Genomic DNA, 20,954 nt, shown 5'->3' with positions numbered 1-20,954 from the left:
GATGCGGCTCGATCCCCGGCTCACGTTCGAACGCCTGGTCGTCGGCGCGTCCAACCGCCTCGCGGCGGCGGCGGCGCGTGCGGTGGCCGAGGCGCCAGGCACGACCTACAACCCGCTGTTCATCTACGGCGGGTCGGGCCTGGGCAAGACGCACCTCCTCACGGCCACGGCGCACCTGCTGCAGCAGTTGCAGCCCGGCGCCGAGGTGCTGGCGCTCACGCTCGACGAGTTCTCGGAGCAGTACCACGCCGCCGTGAGCGCGGGCGAGACGTCGGCCTTCGGGCATCGCCTCGGCCGTGTGGACCTGCTGCTGCTCGACGACCTGCAGTTCGTCACCGGCCGCCGCGAGATGCAGGCCGAGTTGCTGCGCCTGTTCACCGTGATGCAGGATGGCAATCGGCAGATCGTCTGCGCCAGCGACCGGCCGCCCAGCGAGATCGCCGACGTCGACGAGCGCCTCATCTCGCGGATGGCCGGTGGGCTGGTGGTGGACGTGAGCCTGCCGGAGTTCGAGGCGCGCGTGGCCATCCTGCGCGCGGCCATCGCCGAGCGCGAACTCGACGTGCCCGACGCCGCGCTGCAGCGTCTTGCGGAGCGGGGCATCGCCAGCGTGCGCGAACTGCAGGGCCTGCTCAATCAGTGGATCGCGCAGGAGTCGATGGGCGCGGGCGGCGCGCGCAAGACGCTGACGCCATCGGGCGGCTCCGACGCGCTGCGGCCCTCGGGCGAGTTCCTGTCCTTCCTCTCTGACGTGGCCGCGGTGGTGCAGGAGCAGGTGGAGACCTGGCAGGTCCGCCTGCGCGAGGTGGTCGCGTACTGGAAGGGCGAGGGCTACCGCACGGCGGTGCTGGAACGGGCGCTGGCGCTGCCGCGCGAGCCGGACGTGCAGGGCCTGATCGCCACCTATGTGCAAGCCGTGGACCACCTGCGCGTGCTGGAGCGCGAGGCGACGGCCGTGGACGCGGCGCTGGGCGGCCACGAACTGTTCCGCGATCCGGAGCGCCTGGCCGAAGCCGAGGAACTGCTCGAGAAGGCCCTGAGCGGCGAGATGCCGCCCGGCGGGCCCAACCCGAGCTTCACGCGCGAGGGCTTCGACGTCGGCTCGGCCAACCAGCTCGCGGTGCACGCGGCGGATGCGGTCATTGCACAGCCGGGCACGCGCTACAACCCGCTGCTCGTCACCGGCCCCAGCGGCGTCGGCAAGACGCACTTGGTGCACGCCATCGGCAACGCGATCGGCGCGCGCAGCGACGGCGCGGTGACGGTGGCCTGCGTGCACGCACAGGCGCTCGTGGACGAACTGATCATCGCCATCCAACAGGGCACGGTCGAGCGTTGGCGCGCCCGCTACCGCGCCGCCGATGCGCTGGTGATCGACGACATCCAGTTCCTCGCCGGCAAGGAACGCACGCAGGACGAGTTCTTCTTCGTGTTCAATGCGCTGATCGAGGACGGCAAGCAGGTGATCCTCTCCAGCGACCGCCTGCCGTCGGAGATCCCCGAACTGGCGGCGCGTCTGCGCTCGCGCTTCGAAGGCGGTCTCATCGCCGAGATCCAGCCGCCGGACCGCCCGCTGCGCGAGAAGCTGGCGGCGCGCTTCCTCGCCGGCCTCGGGCGTCCGGCGCCGCCGGAGCTGCTGGATGTCATCTGCGACCCGACGGTACGCAGCGTGCGCGAGCTCATCGGCGTGGTGAACCGCCTCGCCGCCGCGGCCGAGGCGCTGGGCGTTGCGCTCGACGCAGTGCTGGCGCGTCAGGAGCTCGGTCTCGGTGCCGCCGCCAGCGCGACGGTGGCGCCGCCGGCCGCAGCCGCGAGCGCGGGCGACCGCACCTTTCTCGACCGCGAGCGCGTGGTCTGGGAATGGGCCGACCTCACGGGACGCTTGATCGAGGAGCACCGCTAGATGGCGATCAAGGGCTCCCTCAAGGAAGCGTCGCTGCCCGATGTGCTGCAGCTGCTCTCGATGGGCAAGAAGAGCGGCTGCCTGTCCGTCACGCATCGCTCGAACTTCGGGTCGATCTACTTCGACAAGGGCAAGATCAGCTACGCGAGCATCGTCAACCGGCGCGACCGCCTCGGTGACATCCTCGTGAAGGGCGGCGTGCTCAGCCAGGAGAAACTCGACGAAGCCATCGCCCTGCAGGCGAAGGCACGTGGCCAGCGGCTCGGCGACCTGCTCGTGGCCCAAGGGATGATCACGCGCGAGCAGCTGCACGCGCAGATCCGCATCCAGATCGAGGAAGCGGTGTTCTTCCTGTTCACCTGGGCCGAGGGCACGTTCAACTTCGAGTCCGACATCCGGCCCGACGAGCAGGACTTCCTTGTCGCCATCAACCCGGAGTCGCTGCTGCTCGAAGGCGCGCGGCGCGTGGACGAGTGGAGCCTAATCGAGAAGAAGATTCCGTCCTTTGACGTGGTATTCGAGCTCGACCGCCGCCGCCTCGCCGAGAGCGAGCCCAAGCTCACGACCGAGCAGCAGACACTCCTGCCGCTGATCGACGGCCGCGCCGACGTCACGGCGTTGGTGGACGCCAGCGGCCTCGTGGAGTTCGAGGTGGGCAAGGCGTTGTTCGGCCTCGCCACGGCCGGTTATCTGCACCGTGTGGGGCGGTCCAAGGCCCCGGAAGACGTGGCCGCCGACGTGCGCGTCGAGGAGCATCGCAATTTGGGCGTGGCGTTCTTCCGCGCCGGAATGCTCGACGAAGCCGTGCGCGAGTTCCGTCGCGTGACGGAGCTGCGACCCGAAGACCTCGGCGCGCGCTTCCAGCTGGGCGTGGCGCACCTGCGCCTCGGCAAGTGGAGCGAGGCCCTGACGCACCTGGAAGCGGCGGCGCGCCAGCGCGGCGCCAAGCCCTCGGTGCACCACAATCTCGCGTTGGCGCTCGAACGGCTCGGGCGTGAGGACGAAGCCAAGGCGGCGCTCGAGACGGCGCTGGCGCGGGGCGGGGACGCGGAGCCGAGCGTGCACCTTTCGCTCGGCGTACTCGCGCTGCGCCGTGGCGCCTTTGCCGAGGCCGACGCGCACTTTATGCACGCTCGTCCGCTGTACGGCACGCGGGCGCCCTCGGCGGTATGGTTCCACGAAGCGGCACTGGCGGCGGCCTTGGCCGGGCAGCTCGAGAAGGCGGTGGCGCTGCTTCAGGAAGGTTGCGATGCGCATCCACACGCGGCGGCGCTGCACAACAACCTCGCCGTGGCGCTGATGGCGCTGGGGAGGGCGGACGAGGCGCATCACGCCATCACGCGCGGCCTGCAGGAGGATCCCGGCCTCGCGCCGCTGCACCGTAACCTCGGCGACTTGCTCCTGGCGCAAGGCGACCGCGCCGGCGCGATGGACGCCTACTCGCACGCCGTGCGCCACCACGAGACATTAGGCCCCGAGGTGTGGGCGCGACTGGGCGCGTTGCGGCTGGACACCGGTGATGCCGATGCGGCACGCGCTGCCTTTGAGCAGGCGCTGGTGCTGGACCCCGCGCATCCTGAGGCGCGCACGCAGCTCGCGGCCCTACGCGGGGGATGACGATGCCTGCGGCCGGGGAGGACGAAGCCGGCTTCCGCGCGCTGCTCGAACAAGTGGCGCGCGACCGCGGGTTTGCCTGCGGCAACTACAAGGACGGCTGCCTGCGCCGCCGCGTGGCGGTGCGGATGCGTGCCCGCGGCGTGGCGAGCTACGGCGAGTACGCCGCCTTGCTTTCGGGCGACGCCGCCGAGTACGACCAGTTGATGGACGTGCTCACGATCAACGTCACGCGGCTGTACCGGGACGCCGAGGTCTGGAATGCACTGGCGGACGCGGTGCTGCCGTCGTTGTGGGAGGCGGCCGGCAACGGCTTCACCGCGTGGAGCGCGGGCTGCGCGTCGGGCGAGGAACTCTACACGCTGGCGGCGTTGCTGCACCGGCACGCCGAGCGCAGCGGTACGCGGCGGCGTCTCGAGCGGACGCTGGTGATCGGCACGGACATCGACCCCGGGTCACTGCGCGCGGCTGCGGCGGCGACGTATCCCGAGAGCGCGTTCCAGGAGATGCCGCTTGACCTGCGCGTGCGCTACTTCACGCGCGAGGCGCCGCTCACCGCCCTGCCCGAGCTACGCTCGCTGGTGCAGGTGCAGCGGCGCGACCTGCTGCTCGACACGCCGCCGGTGCAGCGCTGTGACTTGATCGTGTGCCGCAACCTCCTCATCTACCTCGACCGCGAGGGACAGGAGCGGATCTTCCAGCGCTTCCACGAGACGCTGGTGCCGCACGGCATCCTCGTGCTGGGCAAGGTGGAAACGATGCTCGGTCCCGCACGGCGATTGTTCACGGCCGTGGACCAACGCCAGCGCATCTTCCGGAAGGTGGCGTGAGTACGCAGCACGTGCGCATCGCGAATCTCGCGGTGGCCCGCGGGTCGGGGCGGCTGGTGGCCGTCGGGCTGGGCAGCTGCGTGGTGGTGACGCTCTACGACCGGCAGCGGATGGTGGGCGGGATGGCGCATATCCTGCTGCCGGACCCCAGTGCCGCGCGCGACGCGAGCAATGCGGCGCGCTTCGCGACGACGGCGGTGCCGATGCTCATTGACGCGCTCAAGCGCGCCGGCGCGCCGGGGCCGTACGAGGCCAAGCTCGCCGGCGGGGCCGCGCTGTTCGGTACGCTCTTGGGCAGCGGCGGCCAGCAGGTGGGCGAGCGCAACGTGGCGGCCGCGCGGCGGGCGGTGGCGGCAGCGGGCATCGGCATCGTCGCGGCGGAGACGGGCGGGGCGAGCGGACGCACCGCGAGCTTCGACGTCGCCACGGGTGCGCTGGAAGTGCGCAGCGTGCGCGGGGGCATCCGTGTCCTCTGAGCGCAGGCGCGTACTCGTCGTGGACGATTCGGCGCTGCTCAGCAGCGTCGTGCGCGAGCTCATCGACGGCTTCGGCGGATTCGAGGTCGTAGGCGTGGCGCGCGACGGCGCCGAGGCGCTGCACTTGGTACACACGCTGGATCCCGACCTCGTGACGATGGACATCGAGATGCCCGGCCTCGATGGCCTGCACGCGCTGGGCTACATAATGAGCGAGTGCCCGCGGCCGGTCGTGATGCTCAGCGGCGCGACCGTGCGCGGCAACGTGGACCTGACGATCCGTGCCTTCGAGCTCGGTGCCGTGGAGTTCGTGCGCAAGCCGGAGCACGCGACGAGCGAGGGGTGGGCGCAGGTGGCCCCGCGCCTGCGCGAGGCGTTGCGCACGGCCGTCACAGCGAATGTGGGCTTGCCGCTGTTGGCTCGCCCCGTGCTGCGGGGCCAGCGCCGCACCGCGCGAAAGCTCACGTCGGCCACCGAGGTCGTGGCCATCGCGGCATCCACCGGTGGGCCGCGCGCGTTGGCGGAGGTGATTCCGGGCTTCAGCGCCGGCTGCAACGCCGGAGTCGTCGTCGTGCAGCATATGCCGCCTGGATTCACGTCTGGATTGGCGCGGCGGCTCGATCAGCTCTCGGTGCTGCCCGTGCGCGAAGCGCAGTCGGGCGAGCCCTTGCTCGCGGGCCACGTGTACATCGCACCGGGCGGGCGGCATCTCGAGATGACCGCCGAAGGCCGCGGGGCGCGCCTGCACCTAAGCGATGCCGCCCCAGTGCACGGCGTGCGCCCGGCGGCGGATCCGCTGTTCGCGAGCGTGGCACGGACCTTCGGCCCGCGCGCCGTGGGGGTGGTGCTCACCGGAATGGGGCGCGACGGCAGCGACGGGCTGCGCGCGATCTTGGCGGCCGGGGGCAGGGGCTTGGTGCAGGACCGCCTGAGTAGCGCCGTGTACGGAATGCCGGGACACGCGCGCAGCCTGCTCGCGGATGGGGACGAGTGGCCGCTCTCGCAGATGGCGGTGGCGATCGAGGCCGCGCTCACGCGCGTCGGCGCGGAGAAGGGCGCGTGAGCGTGCTCACCCGCGTGCTGGTGGCGCGCGTCGGCGCGGAGCGCGTCGCGTTCCCGGTGGAGAGCGTGCGCGAGGTGGTGGACGCGCCGGCGGTGCAGCCGGTGCCGCTCGCGCCCGATGGTATCGCCGGGCAGGTGGCGTTGCGCGACGCGCACCTGCCCGTGCTGGACCCTGCGGTGCTCCTCGGTGCGGCGCGCGATGCACGCGGTGCGGGCGTGGCGCTGGTGCTCTGCGAGCCGGCCGTGGCGCTCTGGGTGGACGATGCGCAGGACATCTGGGATGCGAGCAGCGCCGAACGGCGCGGAGTGCCGTCGGGCGCGGACCGCGTGGGTGTGCTGCAGGGCCTGCTCCAGCGTGGCGCGGAGGTGGCCGCGTTGGTGGATCCCACTGCGCTCTCGCGGGCGGTGGTCGCTACATTGCGAGAGTTTCCCCGATGACTACCTCCGCCGACACCCGCCGCCCGATTCTCACCTGCGCTGCCGCCGGTGAGCGCTTCGCGCTCGACGTCGCCAGCGTCGAGCGGGTGCTGCGCTACACCACGCCGCGGCAGTTGCCCAACAGCTCCGCGTGGCTGCGGGGCGTGATCGTCGTGGGCGAACGCCTAGTACCGGTGCTCGATCTCAGGGAGCGGCTGGGACTGCCGGCGCCAACGCCAGAACCTGCGGCGCGCATCGTCGTGCTGGCCCGCGCTGACGGCTCGGTGGGCTTCATCGTGGATACGGTGGACGAAGTGACCACTGTGGAGGCGGGGCAAGTCGAGCCTGCACCCGCGGTGTACCGCGGCCTCGCGAAAGCTTACGTGGACGGCATCGTCCGGCGTGGCGAGGAGCTGTATATCCTGCTCGCCACCGAACACTTGCTGACATCACAGGAGCGGCTGGCGCTGCGGGCCGCCGTGGAGGAGGTCCTCGATGGCCGACGGTGAGACCCTCGCGGGCTATAGGGCCCGCTATGCCACCATCGACGCGCGGCTCGACGCCGGCGTCGCCGCCAACGACCGCGCCGCCGTCAAGGGCGAGATCGTCGGCCTCTTCAAGGAACTCGAAGCGCAGATCGCCGACCTGAGTCAGCTCAAGGACGACATCAAGCAGCTCGTCGACAAATGGAAGGCGCAGCAGGCCACCGACGGCCCGGCCGCGCCCGAGTTCCAGGGGGAGAAGCCCGTCGTCCACGCCGACCATATCGGCGCCAGCACGTTCATCGAGAAGGGCTGGAGCCGGCTCTCGCTCGGGGACTACGAGGGCGCGGAGAAGGCGTTGCTGCGGGCCATCGAACTGTCCCCGGGCGACCCGCAGAGCGAGGCCTTGCTTGGCTGGGCGCAGATGCTGCAGGAGAAGTACGACGATGCGCTGCTCAACTTCCAGAAGGTGCTGATGCGCGAGCCGGCCAACGCGCTGGCGCGCATCAACGTGGGCTACATCTGCCTCAAGAAGCAGATCTTCGGCGAGGCGATCGAGCACCTGTCGAAGGCCATCCGGCTGGACAACGACCGCAAGGCCACGCTGTACGCGCACTTCTACCTCGGGCTCGTGTACCTCGAGCGCGAGATGTACGAGGATGCGCAGACCTTCTTCCAGAAGACGCTGAACCTCGGGCCGAACTTGATCGAGGCGTATTACGAGTTGGGGCGCGCGCACTGGTTCAACGAGGAGCGCGACGAGGCGCGGGCCGCGTGGCAGAAGGGGCACGCGACCAACAAGTTCAATCCCTGGGGCAAGAAGTGCGCGGAGACGCTGGCGCTGGTGGACGGCGGCGGCGAGCTGACCAAGGCGTGAGCTGGCGCGCGGCGCTCGCGTGGCTCTGCCTCGCGCTGGCGCCGGCGGTCGCGCCCCGCGCGATTGGCGCGCAGAGCGATGCGGCGCGCCTCGAGGCGCTGTTGCAGCCCGGCGAGGTCCTGCCGCCCGGTGCGACGGTACGCGTCGAGGGCCGCTTCGTCGTGGTGCACTACGCCAATGAGGCGCGGCTCGCGCAGAGCTACCTCAGCGCGGCGCTGGCCAACGACAGCTTCCCGGGATTGCCGCGGCCGCGCGCCGATGTGCTGCTGCTCATCGCGCCGGATGACGCCACATTCCGCGCCTGGATCGGGCGCGGGGCGCCCGAGTGGGGCGCGGCCATCGCGTTCCCGGCGCTGCAGCGCATCGTGATGCAGGGCCGCAACGCGGCGGCGGCCGGCGGCGACCCGCTGGTGACGCTGCGCCACGAGCTGGCACATCTCGCGCTCACCGAAGGGATCGGCCCGGGCATCCCGCGCTGGTTCGACGAAGGCTACGCGTCCTATGCCGCCGGTGAGTGGGGGCGCGACCAGGTGTTGGCCACGAGCTTCGGGCTCGTGTGGCGGGGCCTTCCCAGCCTCGCGGCGCTGGACTCCGGGTTCTACGCCGGCAGCGAACGGGCCCAGCGCTCGTACGCGCTGGCGCACCGGGCGGTGGCCGAACTCGCCGCGCTGGATCCGCAGCGCGGCATCGGGCTGCTGCTCGGGCACTGGCGCACGGAGGGCAGCTTTGAGCGGGCGCTGCGCCGAGCCCACGGGATGTCGTCCCTGGACTTCGAGCGGCACTGGAAGTCGAGGATTCGGCGGCAGTTCGGGGTACTAGCCTTAGCGGCCGACCTCACGGCGCTGACGCTGTTCCTGACCATCCTGCTCGGCCCGATGTGGTGGCAGCGTCGGCAGCGACTGCGGCGGCGGCTGGAGGCGATGCGCGAGGCGGACCGCCAGCAGGAAGCGAGGGAACGGGAAAGCGCCCTAGCCGCCTTGTTGGGGGAGGGGGCCTCGGACCCCGAGAGTGACGGCCGCATTAAGGGTTCGTGAACAAGTCCAAGCCTTGGTTGACACTCATCTTAGGGAGCCGTAGACTCCCCAACCTTATGTCAGAGCGTGTCGAAACGGCCGGAGGGGCGTTTTCCCGACCGGCAGTATGGTGGGGGTTGTCGGCCGCGAGCCTGCTGCTGGGCTATGCGGACCTTTGGCGGGGCGGGGATACCATCGCTCCGATCCTGCTGGTCGTCGGGTACTGCATTCTGGTTCCGATTGCCATCCTGAAGTAGCCCCCCGGGTGCCTCGGGAACCGATTTGCTGGGCGAATAGCTCAGTTGGTTAGAGCACCTGCCTTACACGCAGGGTGTCGGGGGTTCGAGTCCCTCTTCGCCCATCTGTTTAATGAAGTGACGGTCCGGTCCGGAACCCGCGGAACCGTGGTACAGCCGCTGGGATAGGAATTTCAACACCTTGTGAGGATTCGCCTGTGACGGTTCGGTTCCATCTCCGTCCCCTGGCCGCTGCGGCGGCGCTTCTCGCGGTTGCGATCGGTACGGCTGACGCCCAGCGTCGCCCGCCCCGTCCGGATACGCCGTTCCTGACGGTCCAGGTGTTCCGTTCTGCGGACAAGATCGCCGGGCCCCAGGCCTCGGACGCGCTCCGCGACGAGCTCATCCGCACCTACCCCGGCCCTGTGCTCTGGGTGATCGAGAAGGAACGGCTGGTCGAGCTGCTCGAGCAGTCGGGCTATCCGTCCAACGAGCAGCTCGCGCGCTCCGACGAGAACGCGCTGGCCAAGTTCCAGCGTGCCGATGAGTACGTGCGCGGCTCGGTGGTGCAGCAGGATGACGGACAGTACCGTATCGATGCGCAGCTCGTGCTCACGCGCGATATGCGCTTGGTCCAGCCGCTGGCGCCGGCCCTCGGCAACCGCCCGGACCGCGCCGCCCGCAACCTGGTTCGCACGCTCAACCAGGCCCGCGACCAGCTGCCGCAGGAAAAGCGGTGTATGGATCACGCGCGCAACCAGCGCTATGACCAAGCCATCGCCGAAGCCGACAGGGGCATCGCCGCCTTCCCGGGTGCGACGCTGGTCCGCTACTGCAAGCTGAACGTGCTGATCGCGCAGGAAGCGCCGAACGCCGCGAAGGTCGCGTTGGCCGAGGAGATCCTCGCGCTCGATCCGAACTCGTACAACGCGCTGGCCGTGGCCGCCGACGCCTACCAAGCGGATGGCAACACGGAGAAGGCGAACGAGTATCTGGTGCGCCTGCTCGCCGCGGACCCGAACAACGCCTCGCTGGCGCAGCGCGTCGTGGACGCCCTTGCCGCCAGCCGCCAGTACGACGTCGCCAAGCGCATCGTGGAGCAGGCGGTGCTGGACAACCCGGGTGACATCGGGCTGCTGAAGCTTCGCTTCCTCATCCTGGCCTCGGCCGGCGACTACATCCCGGCCATCCGCGCCGGTGAGGAGCTGGTCCAGCTCGACACAGCCGTCGGGGATATCCAGTTCTTCACGCGATTGGCGGCGCTGTACCTGGCGTCGGCGAACGCGGAGGCCGCCAAGGCCGAGCCGTTCGAGCGCCAGGCCGACTCGCTGGCGCGGGCGACGCCGCCGGACTCGGCGCGGGCGACGGCCCTGCGCGCGCAGGCCCGTCCGGATCGCGCCGCGGCCGACAGCCTCTACCGCTTGGCGGCGGGCGCGGCGCGCCGCGGCACGACGAAGTTCCCGGCCGAGGCCAGCCTCTGGCAGTTCCAGGCGCAGGCGCTGCGCAGCGCGGGTGACATTCCGGGCTCGATCGCCGCGGCGCGCAAGGCGCTGGAGATCAACCCGTACCAGCCGGCTGGCTGGCTGCAGATCGCGCAGGCTTATATCAGCCTGCAGCAGAACGACAGCGCGGTCATCGCCTTGCACAGTGCGACCGAGGCCGGTGACAACGCGGACGCGATCGCGACGCTGCTGTCGTCGATCGGCAACGGGTACCGCGTGCGTGGCGATGCGGCGAAGGATCTCGAGCTGATGCGGCAGGCATCGACCCTGATGTTGCGGGCCGATAGCGTTGCGGCCCTTGCGGACGAAGTCGGTCCAGCCGACGCGCGGCGTCAACGTGCGCCGGCGACGCTCGAAACGAAGACGCGCGTGAAGTTCCTCGTGGGCCTGACCTCGGTGCAGCTGGCGACGCAACTCGCGACGAATGCCGGGCAGGCGCGCAGCTGCGATATGGCCAAGGAGGCGGACCAGGCCTTGGTGAACGCCCAGATCTATCTGCCGCAGGGCGCGGCGTTCAACCAGGCGGCTGCGGTCCAGCTGCTCCAGTCCATTCCGGAGTATCAGGCCTACATCAGCCAACTGACCGCGCAGGTCTGCCGCTAAGCCCTCCCCTCGGGCAGCCGAAGCCCGCCGTCGCCTCCGCGCGACGGCGGGCTTCGTCGTTTGGCCACCGCTGTGACATCTTTCACCCGTGACTTCCGCCTCCGACGCCAAGCTCAGCTCGCACGCCAGCGCGTGGCACGCACCCGTGCTCGTCGCGGAAGTTTGCGCCGCGCTCGACGGCGTGCCGCAGGTGCTCGACGGCACGCTCGGCGGCGGCGGACACGCCGAGGCGTTGCTCGAACGCGGGCATCGCGTCACCGGCATCGACCGCGACCCACAGGCCCTGGCCATCGCCAGCGAACGTCTCGCGCGCTTCGCCGACAGCGGCGCCTTCCGCGCGCTGCAGGGCAACCACGACCGCATCGACGACATCGCCGCGCTCGCAGCTGAGACCTTCGACGGCATCCTGCTCGACCTTGGCGTGAGCTCGCGCCAGCTCGACGACGACGCGCGCGGCTTCTCGTTCCGCGAAGGCGTGGCGCTGGATATGCGGATGGATCCCAATGGCGCCGTCACCGCGGCGGATTGGCTCAACGACAGCGACGAGGCCACGCTCGCCGGCGTGTTCAAGTCGGCCGGCGACGAGCCCAAGGCGCGGCGGCTGGCGCGCGAGATCGTACATCGCCGCGAGCGGCGCCCCTTCGCGACCAGCGACGACTTGGTCGGCGCGATCCGCGCCGTGCTCGGACCGCGCTCAGGGCCTGGCGACTTTGCGCGCCTGTTCCAAGCCGTGCGCATCGCCGTCAACGAGGAACTGGAAGGCTTGGCCGCCGGCCTCGTGACGCTGCGCAATCGGCTGGTGCCGGGCGGGGTGCTGGCCGTCATCGCCTACCATTCGGGCGAAGATCGCGTGGTCAAGCACCTGTTCCGCGAATGGAGCACGGCCTGCACCTGCCCGCCGCGGCAGCCGATGTGCACCTGCGGCGGCGTGGCGCTGGGGGAGACGCTGACGCGCAAGCCGGTGCTCGCCGGCGAGGCAGAGGTCGCGCTCAACCCACGCGCGCGCAGTGCGCACCTGCGCGTCTGGCGCCGCGCCGGCGGGGAGGGCTGAACGATGCGCGGCCGCAGCATCATCTTCCTCGCGCTGATCGGTTTCTTTGTGGTGGCCACAGGCGTCATATGGAGGCGGAGTCTCGGCATTGCCCAGGCTCGGCAGCTACGTGAACTCGAAGAACGCCGGACCGCGCTGGAGGCCCAGGAAGCCGCCCTCGAAGGGGCGATCCGGGACGCCTCGAGCCGGGCCCGGCTCGCCCCCATCGCCGAAGAGAAGCTCGGAATGCGCGTCCCGCCCGAGAGCCTGGTCATCATCATCCCGCGCCCCGAGCGGGCGACGCCGCGCCGGTGATCCACGTCAGCCGCGTCGGCGTCGTGCACGGCGCCTTCGTGTGCTTCGCGGTGGCGCTCGTCGGGCGCGCCGCCTGGGTGCAGCTGCGCGAGACGGACCGTTGGCGCGCGCGCGCCGAGGTGCAGCAGGTCGCCAACGTCGAGCTGCCGGCCCTGCGCGGGCCGATCCTCGACGCCTCAGGCTCGGTGCTGGTGCAGAGCCGCGCCGTCGTGCGCCTCGCCGTCGCGCCCTCCGAAGTGCGGCAGCCGGAGGCACTGACCGAGGGCCTGCGCCGCGCCGGCGTTCCGGCCGAGTTCGTGCGCCGCGCCACCGACCGCAGCCGCAAGTGGGTGGAACTGCCGGGCCGCTACGCGAGCACCGACGTCGCCGAGGTGTTGGCGATGCGCGGCGTGCATCCCACCGAAAGCATCGAACGCGTCGCACCACCCACTGACGGACTGCGCCGCCTGCTTGGGACGATCGATCCGAACGGCAACGGCGTGGGCGGCATCGAGTCGGCGCTGGATTCGGTCCTCCGCGGGCAGTCGGGCCGGCGCGCCTTGCTGCGCGACGGCCGCGGGCGCCGCCTCGAGTCGCCGGAAGTGCGCGGCAACGCGCCGCTGCCAGGCAACACGGTGGTGCTGACGCTGAACCAAGGGCTGCAAGACATCGCCGAGCGCGCGCTGGCCGAAGCGGTGCGCTCGATGGACGCCAGCGGGGGAGACATCGTCATCCTCGACCCGCACGGTGGCGAGATCCGCGCGTTGGCCAGCCGCCGCGCCGGCGCCGCCACCACCGGCGCCACCGCACTCACCGAGCCCTACGAACCCGGCTCGACGATCAAGCCGTTCATCGCCGCAGCCTTGCTCGAGCGCGGCCGCGTGCGCCTGCAGGATTCCGTGCCCACCTACAACGGTGAGTGGCGCGCCAACGGGCGCACCATCCGCGACGTGCACAAGGCGCGCGCGATGAGCTTCGCCGAGGTCATCCAGCAATCGTCGAACATCGGCATCGTGCAATTCAACGAGCGGCTGAGCGCGCGCGAGCAGTACGAGGCGCTGCGCGACGCCGGCTTCGGCACGACCACCGGCCTGCCGTATCCCAGTGAGTCGCCGGGCCGGCTGTACCCGGTGTCGCGCTGGTCGGGGACCTCGCGGGCCTCGATGGCGATGGGCTACGAGGTGTCGGTCACGCCGGTGCAGCTGGCGGCGGCCTACGCCGCCTTCGCCAACGGCGGCGTGCTGGTGGAGCCGCATCTGGTGCAGGAACTGCGCGATGCGTCGGGCACGACGCTCTGGCGCGCCGAGCGCCGCGTGGTCCGGCGGATGATGAGCGAGCGTACCGCGCTCGTGATGCGCGACCTGCTGCGCGATGTCGTTACCGGCGGCACGGCGACGACGGCGAACTTGGCGACCTTCGAAGTCGCTGGAAAGTCCGGCACGGCCCGCCGCACCAGCGCCGACGGGCGCGGCTACGAGTCCGGCGCGTACACGGCGAGCTTCGTCGGCCTGTTCCCGGCCGACAACCCGCAGTACGTGATTCTCGTGAAGCTCGACAATCCGCGTGGTGCCTCGTACTACGGCGGTCGCGTCGCCGCGCCGGTGAGCAAGGTGGTGCTGGAAGCCGCCATCGCGGCGCGCGATGCGTCGCTGGATCGCTCGCGCCTCGCGGCCGCACCGCGCCGCCGTGCAGCGGACCTGCGCCCCGCCGCCGACAGCGCGCGCGCCGTGGCCACGGCCGCGGCCGCCGAGTCGCGCGCGGCACCGGCGTACGTGGTGGAGCTCGGCAACACGCCGGAGCCGGCGGCCGCGCTCGTCAGCGAGCGACCGGTGCCGGACGTGCGCGGCCTGCCGACGCGCCGCGCCGTGCGCGAACTGCATCGCGCCGGCTTCCGCGTGCAGCTCGTGAGCGGGCGCGCCGGCGACGTGTCGCCGGCCCCGGGCACCTACCTGCGCTCGGGCTCGGTGGTCCGGCTCGGGAACAATCGATGAGCGCGCCAAGCGCCGTCCTGCGCGACGCGCTGCAGGCGGCGGGTCTCTTGGTCGGCGAGCGCGGCGCGCTGCCCGCGTCCGTGGCTGGACTCACGGACGACAGCCGGGCCGTCGTCGCGGCCGGATGCTTCGTGGCGGTGCGGGGCAGTGCGCGCGACGGTCACGAGTTCCTGCCGCAGGTGGCGGCTGCAGGCGCGGCGCTGGCCGTCGTCGCGGCGGATGCAACGACCGACCTTCCCGCACTCCTCGTCAGCGACACGCGCGCGGCCGCGGCCACGCTCGCCGCCGCCTACTACGGCGATCCCGCGCGCCAGCTCACGCTGGTCGGCGTCACGGGCACCAACGGCAAGACGACCACCGTCGGCCTGCTGCGCCACCTGCTGGACGCACCCGACGCGCCGTCCGCCAGCATCGGCACGCTGGGCGTGCTGCTCGGCGATGGTCAGCCGCTGCCGGGCGGCGCCGGCCTCACCACACCGGGGCCGATCGAGCTGCAGCGCCTGCTGCGCGCGCTCGTGGACGCCGGCGTGCGACGCGTGGCGATGGAAGTCAGTTCACACGCGCTGGACCAGCAGCGCGTCGGCGCGCTGCGCTTCGCGGCGGGGGTGTTCACCAACCTCACGCGCGACCATCTCGACTACCACGGCACGATGGACGCCTACCTCGCGGCCAAGGCGCGGCTGGTGGGGCTGCTCGCCGACGATGGCGTCGCGGTCGTGAACGGCGATGACCCCGCGTGGCGCGGGCTGCCGCCGGCACCGCGAACACTGCGCTTCGGGATGCGCGCCGAGGCCGACCTGCGCGCCGAGGAACTGCGCTTCACGCCGCGGGGCAGCGCCTGGCTGCTGCGGCAGGGCGAGCAGTCGCGGCCGGTGGCTCTGCCGTTGATCGGCGAGTTCAATGTGGCCAACGCGCTTGGCGCCGCAGCGGCAGCCATCGCGGTGGGCGTGCCGTTTGATACCGTCGCGGCGCGTCTCGCCACGGTGCCGCAGGTGCCTGGCCGGCTGGAACTGCTCGGCGAGCGCCCGACCGTGCTGCGCGACTACGCCCACACGCCGGACGCGCTGACGCGCGCCTTGGCAGCCCTGAGGCCGTTCACGCCCGGGCGGCTCATCGTGCTGTTCGGCTGCGGCGGCGACCGCGACCGCGGCAAGCGTCCGCTGATGGCCACCGCCGCGCGCGACGGTGCCGATCATCTCGTCGTCACCAGCGACAACCCACGCACCGAGGATCCCGAGCGCATCCTTGACGACATCTGCGCGCCGCTGGCGCCGGGCAGCTACGACCGCATCGAGGACCGCCGCGCCGCCATCGCGCACGCGTTGGCCCTGGCCGATCCCGAGCGCGATGTGGTGTTGCTGGCCGGCAAGGGACACGAGACGTACCAGATCCGCGGGCAGACCTCGTATCCGTTTGACGAGGCCGCTATCGTGCGGGAGCTGCTGCCCACCCTCCGCCGATCGCCCGCCTGATGGCCTTCTGGACCCTCGAGCGCCTCGTACGCGCCCTCGACCTGCCGCTGCAGTTGGACGCCCGTCCCGTCGCCGGCATCTCCACCGATACGCGCACGCTTGCCGCGGGTGCGGCCTTCGTGGCCCTGCGCGGCGAACGCTTCGACGCGCACGACCATCTCGAAGCCGCCCTCGCTGCCGGGGCTTCGGCGCTCATCGTCGCTGACGCCCGTCGCGCACCGCTGGGCGGCGTGCCGGTGCTCGAAGTCCCCGATACGCTCGTCGCCCTCGGCCAGCTCGCGCGCTACCGCCGCGACGCCTGGGCCAAGCCGGTGATCGCGGTGGGCGGCTCCAACGGCAAGACGAGCACCAAGGAACTCCTCCGCGCCGCGCTCGGCAGCGTGTATGCCGTGCACGCCACCACCGGCAACCTGAACAACCGCATCGGCGTGCCGCTGACGCTGCTCGCGCTCCCCGATGACGCCGATCTCGCGGTGGTCGAGGCCGGGACGAATGAACCGGGCGAGATCGCTGCGCTGCGCGCCATCATCCGGCCAGACGTCGCGGTGATCACGACGGTGCAAGAGGAACACCTCGAGGGCTTCGGCGACCTGGCCGGCGTGATGGCCGAGGAGATGTCGCTCTGCGACGAGGTGCCGCTGGCGGTGGTGCCCGCCGAGGAGCCTGAGGTGGTGGCGGAGGCGCAGCGCCGCGCCGGCCGCTGCGTGACGGCAGGCCTCGACGCCGGCGACCATCGCGCCACGAAGCACGGCCTCGAGCCTGACGGGCGGGGCTGGGCCGAGTGCGAAGGCGTGCGCCTGCGCGTGCCGCTGCCCGGCGCGCACAACCTGCGCAACGCGACCTTGGCGATGGCGGTAGCCGCGGAGTTCGGCGTGCCGGCGTCCGAGGCGGCGGCGGGCATCGCCGCGATGCCGCAGCCCGCGATGCGCTCGGCGGTGGCGCCGCTGGGCCGCGCGCTCTTGGTGAACGACTGCTACAACAGCAATCCGGGCTCGGCGGTAGCGGCCTTGGCGCTGTTGCGGGATGTCGGGGCGGGGCGTCAACGGGTTGCAGTGCTCGGCACGATGCGTGAACTCGGTGCCGCGAGCGAACGGGCGCACCGCGAGGTGGCGGAGGCGGCGTTGGCGAGCGGGGCGGAGCTGGTCGTCGGCTTGGGCGAGTTCGCTGCGCCGCTGCGGGCTGCCGGCGCGGGCGAGCGCGTCCTCGTCGCGCGCGATGTGGACGATCTCTGGCCGTTGCTGGAGCCGCGCCTGGCGCCCGACGCCGCAATCCTGCTCAAGGCTTCGCGCGGCGTCGCGCTGGAACGTCTCGTGCCGCACCTCACCACCTGGGCCCACGCGTAATGCTGTACGAGTTCCTGCTGCCGCTCACGACCTACGAGAGCGCGTTCAACATCTTCCGGTACATCTCGTTCCGGGCGGCCGGCGCGGCCATCACCTCGCTGCTGGTGTGCTTCGTTGTCGCGCCGTGGATCCTCGCGCGCCTGCGCGCGATGCAGGTGCATCAAGTGGTGCGGGCCGGCACGCCCGACTCGCACGCCGGCAAGGGCACGACCCCGACGATGGGCGGCCTCATCATCCTCTCGGCGGTCGTCACCTCGACGCTGCTCTGGATGCAGTTGCGCTCCAAGTACGTGTGGCTGGCGCTCGGCGTGACCGTGCTGATGGGCGCCATCGGCTTCCTCGACGACTACCTCAAGCTCAAGCAGAAGCGCGAGGGCAGGGAGAACCGCGGGCTGGTGGAGCGCTACAAGCTGGCGGGGCAGGTGACCATCGGCCTCGCGCTGGGCTACTACCTCTGGCAATACCCGATCAACTCGTTGCCCGGCGCATCGACGACGCTGCCGTTCTACAAGTACGTGCTCATCGTCCCCACCATCGCCTGGCTCTACGTGCCCTTCGTCACCTTCGTGATGACGGGCTTCAGCAACGCGGTGAACCTCACGGACGGACTCGACGGGCTTGCCACCGGCCTCATCGCCATCGCGATGCTGACGATGGCGATCTTCGCCTACGTGATGGGCCGCGTGGACGCCACCGAGTACCTCGGCCTGATCTACCTGCGCGGCGCCGGCGAGCTGACGGTGTTCTGCTCGGCGGTGTTCGGCGCGGCGGTGGGCTTCCTGTGGTACAACGCGCACCCGGCCGAGGTCTTTATGGGCGATACCGGCTCGCTGGCGCTGGGCGGTTCCATCGGCGCGGTCGCCATCCTGCTCAAGAGCGAGTTCCTGCTGGTGATCGTCGGCGGCGTGTTCGTCGCCGAGACGGTCTCGGTGGTCATCCAGCGCTCGGCCTTCAAGTGGCGCAAGCGGCGATTCGGGCTGGAGTACGCGCAGCGGCACCGCGTGTTCCTGCGCGCCCCCATCCACCACCACTTCGAACTCAAGGGCTGGCCCGAGACGCAGGTAGTGGTGCGGTTCTGGATCATCGGGATCCTCTGCGCCTTTCTGGCGCTCTCGACGCTGAAGATCCGCTGATGCAGACCTGGGCGCGGATGCGGGCCCGGCTCCGCCAGATGACGGAGGCGGGGCAGGGCAGTTCGGTGGAGGTCGCGGTCGTCGGGCTCGGGCGCAGTGGCGTGGCCGCCGCGCGCCTGCTGCGCTCGCTGCAGTTGCCCGTGTACGCCTCGGATGCCGGACGCGGTGAGGCGCTCTCCGCCGCTGCCTCGGCCCTGCGCGACGTTGGCGTCAAGGTCGAGCTCGGTGGGCACGACCTGCAGCGCCTCGCGCGCGCGGCCTGCGTCGTCGTGAGCCCGGGTGTGCCTCCGGATGCGCCACCGCTCAAGGCCGCGCGCGCCGCCGACCGGCCGGTGTACAGCGAGGTCGAGCTCGGCCTCGCCCACCTCGGCGCCACGCGCTATGTCGCCATCACCGGCACCAACGGCAAGACGACGGTCACCGCGCTCGTGGCGCAAGTGCTGCGCGCTGTTGGTCTCGAGGCCGAGGCGGCGGGCAACATCGGCACGCCGGTGTCGGAGATTGCGCTGCGCGAGAAGCAGCCGGCCTGGCTGGCGCTCGAACTCAGCTCCTTCCAGCTGCACGACACGCCCGGCATCAAGCCGGCCGTCGCCGTGCTCACGAACCTCGCGCCGGACCATCTCGACCGTTACGCCGACCTCGAGAGCTACTACCGCGACAAAGACCTGATCTTTGCCAACGCCGATGGCCAGAGCCTGCGCGTGGTGAACCTCGACGACGACACCGTGATGCAACGGACGGCCGCGGTGCGGGGCAAGGCGATGACCTTCTCGCTGCAACGCACCGACGCTGACGCCTCTTACGACACCGCGCGCCGGATGCTCGTCCTCGCCGGCCAAGACCTGCTCGCGCGCGACGCGCTGCCGCTGCTGGGTGCACACAACGTGGCCAATGCGCTCACCGCCGCGTTGGCCGTGTACGCAGCCATCCCCGAGGCGCGCAACGCCGCCGGCCTGCGCGCCATCGCCGACGGGCTGAGCAGCTTCGTCGCACCGCCGCATCGGCTGGAGATTGTCGGCGAGCGCGACGGCGTGCTGTGGATCAACGACTCCAAGGCCACCAACATCGGTGCCGCGCGCGTGGCCATCGAAGCGATGGAGCGGCCCACCGTGCTGCTGCTCGGCGGCAAGCATAAAGGCGAGCCGTACACCGCGCTGCTACCGGCGATGGCCGGCCGAGTCAAGGCCGTCGTGGCTTACGGCGAGGCCGAGCCGCTGGTGGCCGCCGACCTCGCGGGCCACGTGCCCGTCGAGCGGGCCGGATCGTCATTTGAGGCAGTCATCGCCCGTGCGCGCGCCCTCGCGGCGCCGGGCGATGCCGTCCTTCTCGCTCCTGCCTGCTCCAGCTTCGATATGTTCGCCAACTACGAAGAGCGCGGCGAAACCTTCCGCAGCCAGGCGATCGCGCCGTGACCGCCGTCGGCGACATCTTCTCGCCCGCCGGGACCCGCGCCACGCCGGAGCGCAGCTCGCGCGCGGTGTCGCAGGAGCGCCTGCGCTGGCGGATGACGATCGAGGCACGCGTGCTGCTCGTCATCACCGCCGTGCTCTTGGTGTTCGGTCTCACCACGCTCTACTCCGCCAGCGCCATCGTGGCGGTGCAGGAAGGGCGGCCGAGCTGGTTCTTCCTCTACCGCCAGCTCACCGGCGTCGCGGCTGGCATCGTCGCGCTGGCCGTGCTGGCCAAGTGGGACGCCGAGCGTTGGCGCGACTACGCCTGGCCGCTGATGGCGCTGGCCTTCGCGACGATGCTGATGACGGTGCTGCCGGGACCCTTCGAGCGTCTCGCGCCGCCCATCAACGGCTCGCGCCGATTCCTGCTCGGCGGCTCCATCCAGCCGTCGGAGTTCGCCAAGCTTGCCGTAGTGATCTGGACGGCGATGCTCATCGTGAAGAAGGGCGGGGCCGAGGGCCTGCGCCGCCTCACCAAGGGCCTGATGCCCTTCGGCATCATCCTCGTGGGGCTCAGCATCCTCTGCGCGCTGCAGCCCGACTTCTCGGTGGTGCTGTTCTACGCGCTGGTGATGGGGGCGATGCTCTTCGCCGCCGGCGCGCGCATCGGCCACTTCGTGTTCCTCGGTGCGCTGGCGCTGCCGATCGTCTGGAGCGAGATCAACCGCCTCGAATACATTATGCGCCGCCTGCTCGGCTTCACCGGCGCCGCCGGCGCCGAGGCCGAGATCAACTACCAGCTCAACCAGTCGCTCATCGCCGTGGGCTCGGGCGGGCTCTGGGGACTGGGCTTCGGGCAGGGGCGCCAGCAGTATGGCTTCCTGCCGCTGCCGTACAACGACTTCATCGGCAGCAACATCGGCGAGGAGTGGGGATTCGTCGGGATGTTCGGCGTGATTCTCCTGTTTGCGCTCTGGGCCTGGCTGGGCTTCCGCATCGCCAAGCAGGCGCGCACGCCGTTCACGCAACTCGTGGCGCTGGGCATCACCATCACCACGGTGGTGACCGCCTACCTGCACATCGGCGTCGTGATCGGCCTGCTGCCGACGACGGGGCTCACGCTGCCGTTCATCTCCTACGGCCGCTCCAACATCCTGCTCACGCTGGTCACGACGGGCATCCTGCTGAACATCGGCAGCGTGGCCGAGCGGGTGGTCGGGGATCGCGCCACGGATCCCCTGGCCGCGCGGCGCTAGCCGTGGCCCGCATCGTCTGATGCGGCGAG

18 protein-coding genes and 1 tRNA gene are annotated in these 20,954 nt (G+C 71.1%); all 19 read left to right on the top strand.

The window, feature by feature from the left end:
• Position 1: 1 nt before the first annotated feature.
• Complete coding sequence (locus KF689_07755; protein MBX3133262.1) at positions 2–1,903, top strand: ATP-binding protein; 1,902 nt, start codon at positions 2–4, stop codon at positions 1,901–1,903.
• A complete protein-coding gene (locus KF689_07750) occupies positions 1,904–3,520 on the top strand; it encodes a DUF4388 domain-containing protein (GenBank protein MBX3133261.1) in 1,617 nt (538 codons plus the stop codon).
• Entirely contained in the window at positions 3,517–4,347 is an 831-nt protein-coding gene (locus KF689_07745; protein ID MBX3133260.1) for a protein-glutamate O-methyltransferase CheR, read from the top strand. The genes KF689_07750 and KF689_07745 overlap by 4 nt, the downstream gene beginning before the upstream one ends.
• Positions 4,344–4,823 carry a chemotaxis protein CheD gene (locus tag KF689_07740; protein MBX3133259.1) on the top strand — a complete coding sequence of 160 codons (480 nt, stop codon included), beginning with the start codon at positions 4,344–4,346 and terminating at the stop codon, positions 4,821–4,823. Before KF689_07745 ends, KF689_07740 begins: the two co-directional genes overlap by 4 nt.
• Positions 4,813–5,886 carry a chemotaxis-specific protein-glutamate methyltransferase CheB gene (cheB, locus tag KF689_07735; protein MBX3133258.1) on the top strand — a complete coding sequence of 358 codons (1,074 nt, stop codon included), beginning with the start codon at positions 4,813–4,815 and terminating at the stop codon, positions 5,884–5,886. The genes KF689_07740 and cheB overlap by 11 nt, the downstream gene beginning before the upstream one ends.
• The gene (locus KF689_07730; GenBank protein ID MBX3133257.1) at positions 5,883–6,323 is read left to right on the top strand and encodes a chemotaxis protein CheW; all 441 of its coding nucleotides are present in this window, start codon (positions 5,883–5,885) and stop codon (positions 6,321–6,323) included. Before cheB ends, KF689_07730 begins: the two co-directional genes overlap by 4 nt.
• Entirely contained in the window at positions 6,320–6,811 is a 492-nt protein-coding gene (locus KF689_07725) for a purine-binding chemotaxis protein CheW (protein MBX3133256.1), read from the top strand. The genes KF689_07730 and KF689_07725 overlap by 4 nt, the downstream gene beginning before the upstream one ends.
• Entirely contained in the window at positions 6,798–7,661 is an 864-nt protein-coding gene (locus tag KF689_07720; GenBank protein MBX3133255.1) for a tetratricopeptide repeat protein, read from the top strand. Before KF689_07725 ends, KF689_07720 begins: the two co-directional genes overlap by 14 nt.
• Positions 7,658–8,695, top strand: a complete 1,038-nt coding sequence (locus KF689_07715; GenBank protein MBX3133254.1) for a hypothetical protein — start codon at positions 7,658–7,660, stop codon at positions 8,693–8,695. The genes KF689_07720 and KF689_07715 overlap by 4 nt, the downstream gene beginning before the upstream one ends.
• A gap of 266 nt (positions 8,696–8,961) precedes the next feature.
• Positions 8,962–9,035, top strand: a tRNA-Val gene (locus KF689_07710).
• 93 nt (positions 9,036–9,128) lie between these two features.
• Positions 9,129–11,015 (top strand): hypothetical protein, encoded by a 1,887-nt coding sequence (locus tag KF689_07705; protein ID MBX3133253.1) that lies wholly within the window; start codon positions 9,129–9,131, stop codon positions 11,013–11,015.
• An 88-nt stretch (positions 11,016–11,103) separates the two neighbouring features.
• The gene (gene rsmH, locus KF689_07700) at positions 11,104–12,066 is read left to right on the top strand and encodes a 16S rRNA (cytosine(1402)-N(4))-methyltransferase RsmH (GenBank protein MBX3133252.1); all 963 of its coding nucleotides are present in this window, start codon (positions 11,104–11,106) and stop codon (positions 12,064–12,066) included.
• A 3-nt stretch (positions 12,067–12,069) separates the two neighbouring features.
• The gene (locus tag KF689_07695) at positions 12,070–12,360 is read left to right on the top strand and encodes a cell division protein FtsL (GenBank protein ID MBX3133251.1); all 291 of its coding nucleotides are present in this window, start codon (positions 12,070–12,072) and stop codon (positions 12,358–12,360) included.
• Entirely contained in the window at positions 12,357–14,330 is a 1,974-nt protein-coding gene (locus tag KF689_07690; protein MBX3133250.1) for a hypothetical protein, read from the top strand. Before KF689_07695 ends, KF689_07690 begins: the two co-directional genes overlap by 4 nt.
• Positions 14,327–15,802 carry a UDP-N-acetylmuramoyl-L-alanyl-D-glutamate--2,6-diaminopimelate ligase gene (locus tag KF689_07685; protein MBX3133249.1) on the top strand — a complete coding sequence of 492 codons (1,476 nt, stop codon included), beginning with the start codon at positions 14,327–14,329 and terminating at the stop codon, positions 15,800–15,802. Before KF689_07690 ends, KF689_07685 begins: the two co-directional genes overlap by 4 nt.
• The gene (locus KF689_07680) at positions 15,802–17,145 is read left to right on the top strand and encodes a UDP-N-acetylmuramoyl-tripeptide--D-alanyl-D-alanine ligase (GenBank protein ID MBX3133248.1); all 1,344 of its coding nucleotides are present in this window, start codon (positions 15,802–15,804) and stop codon (positions 17,143–17,145) included. The genes KF689_07685 and KF689_07680 overlap by 1 nt, the downstream gene beginning before the upstream one ends.
• On the top strand, positions 17,145–18,278 hold the full coding sequence (gene mraY / locus KF689_07675; GenBank protein ID MBX3133247.1) for a phospho-N-acetylmuramoyl-pentapeptide-transferase: 1,134 nt from the start codon (positions 17,145–17,147) through the stop codon (positions 18,276–18,278). Before KF689_07680 ends, mraY begins: the two co-directional genes overlap by 1 nt.
• Complete coding sequence (murD, locus tag KF689_07670; protein MBX3133246.1) at positions 18,278–19,690, top strand: UDP-N-acetylmuramoyl-L-alanine--D-glutamate ligase; 1,413 nt, start codon at positions 18,278–18,280, stop codon at positions 19,688–19,690. The genes mraY and murD overlap by 1 nt, the downstream gene beginning before the upstream one ends.
• On the top strand, positions 19,687–20,925 hold the full coding sequence (locus tag KF689_07665) for a cell division protein FtsW (GenBank protein ID MBX3133245.1): 1,239 nt from the start codon (positions 19,687–19,689) through the stop codon (positions 20,923–20,925). The genes murD and KF689_07665 overlap by 4 nt, the downstream gene beginning before the upstream one ends.
• The last annotated feature ends 29 nt before the right edge of the window (positions 20,926–20,954 follow it).

The organism is Gemmatimonadaceae bacterium (assembly GCA_019637355.1).
GTDB lineage: Bacteria > Gemmatimonadota > Gemmatimonadetes > Gemmatimonadales > Gemmatimonadaceae > Pseudogemmatithrix.
Note: the sequence above shows the minus strand (reverse complement) of the source record. Positions and strands in the feature narration are given on the sequence as shown.

What these genes read in the sequence shown, in the direction of transcription:
- mraY (MBX3133247.1), top strand. Translation starts at nt 17,145, where the DNA reads ATGCTGTACGAGTTCCTGCTGCCGCTCACGACCTACGAGAGCGCGTTC.
- KF689_07750 (MBX3133261.1), top strand. Translation starts at nt 1,904, where the DNA reads ATGGCGATCAAGGGCTCCCTCAAGGAAGCGTCGCTGCCCGATGTGCTG.
- KF689_07680 (MBX3133248.1), top strand. Translation starts at nt 15,802, where the DNA reads ATGGCCTTCTGGACCCTCGAGCGCCTCGTACGCGCCCTCGACCTGCCG.
- KF689_07745 (MBX3133260.1), top strand. Translation starts at nt 3,517, where the DNA reads ATGACGATGCCTGCGGCCGGGGAGGACGAAGCCGGCTTCCGCGCGCTG.
- KF689_07685 (MBX3133249.1), top strand. Translation starts at nt 14,327, where the DNA reads ATGAGCGCGCCAAGCGCCGTCCTGCGCGACGCGCTGCAGGCGGCGGGT.
- KF689_07755 (MBX3133262.1), top strand. Translation starts at nt 2, where the DNA reads ATGCGGCTCGATCCCCGGCTCACGTTCGAACGCCTGGTCGTCGGCGCG.
- KF689_07720 (MBX3133255.1), top strand. Translation starts at nt 6,798, where the DNA reads ATGGCCGACGGTGAGACCCTCGCGGGCTATAGGGCCCGCTATGCCACC.
- KF689_07725 (MBX3133256.1), top strand. Translation starts at nt 6,320, where the DNA reads ATGACTACCTCCGCCGACACCCGCCGCCCGATTCTCACCTGCGCTGCC.
- murD (MBX3133246.1), top strand. Translation starts at nt 18,278, where the DNA reads ATGCAGACCTGGGCGCGGATGCGGGCCCGGCTCCGCCAGATGACGGAG.
- KF689_07695 (MBX3133251.1), top strand. Translation starts at nt 12,070, where the DNA reads ATGCGCGGCCGCAGCATCATCTTCCTCGCGCTGATCGGTTTCTTTGTG.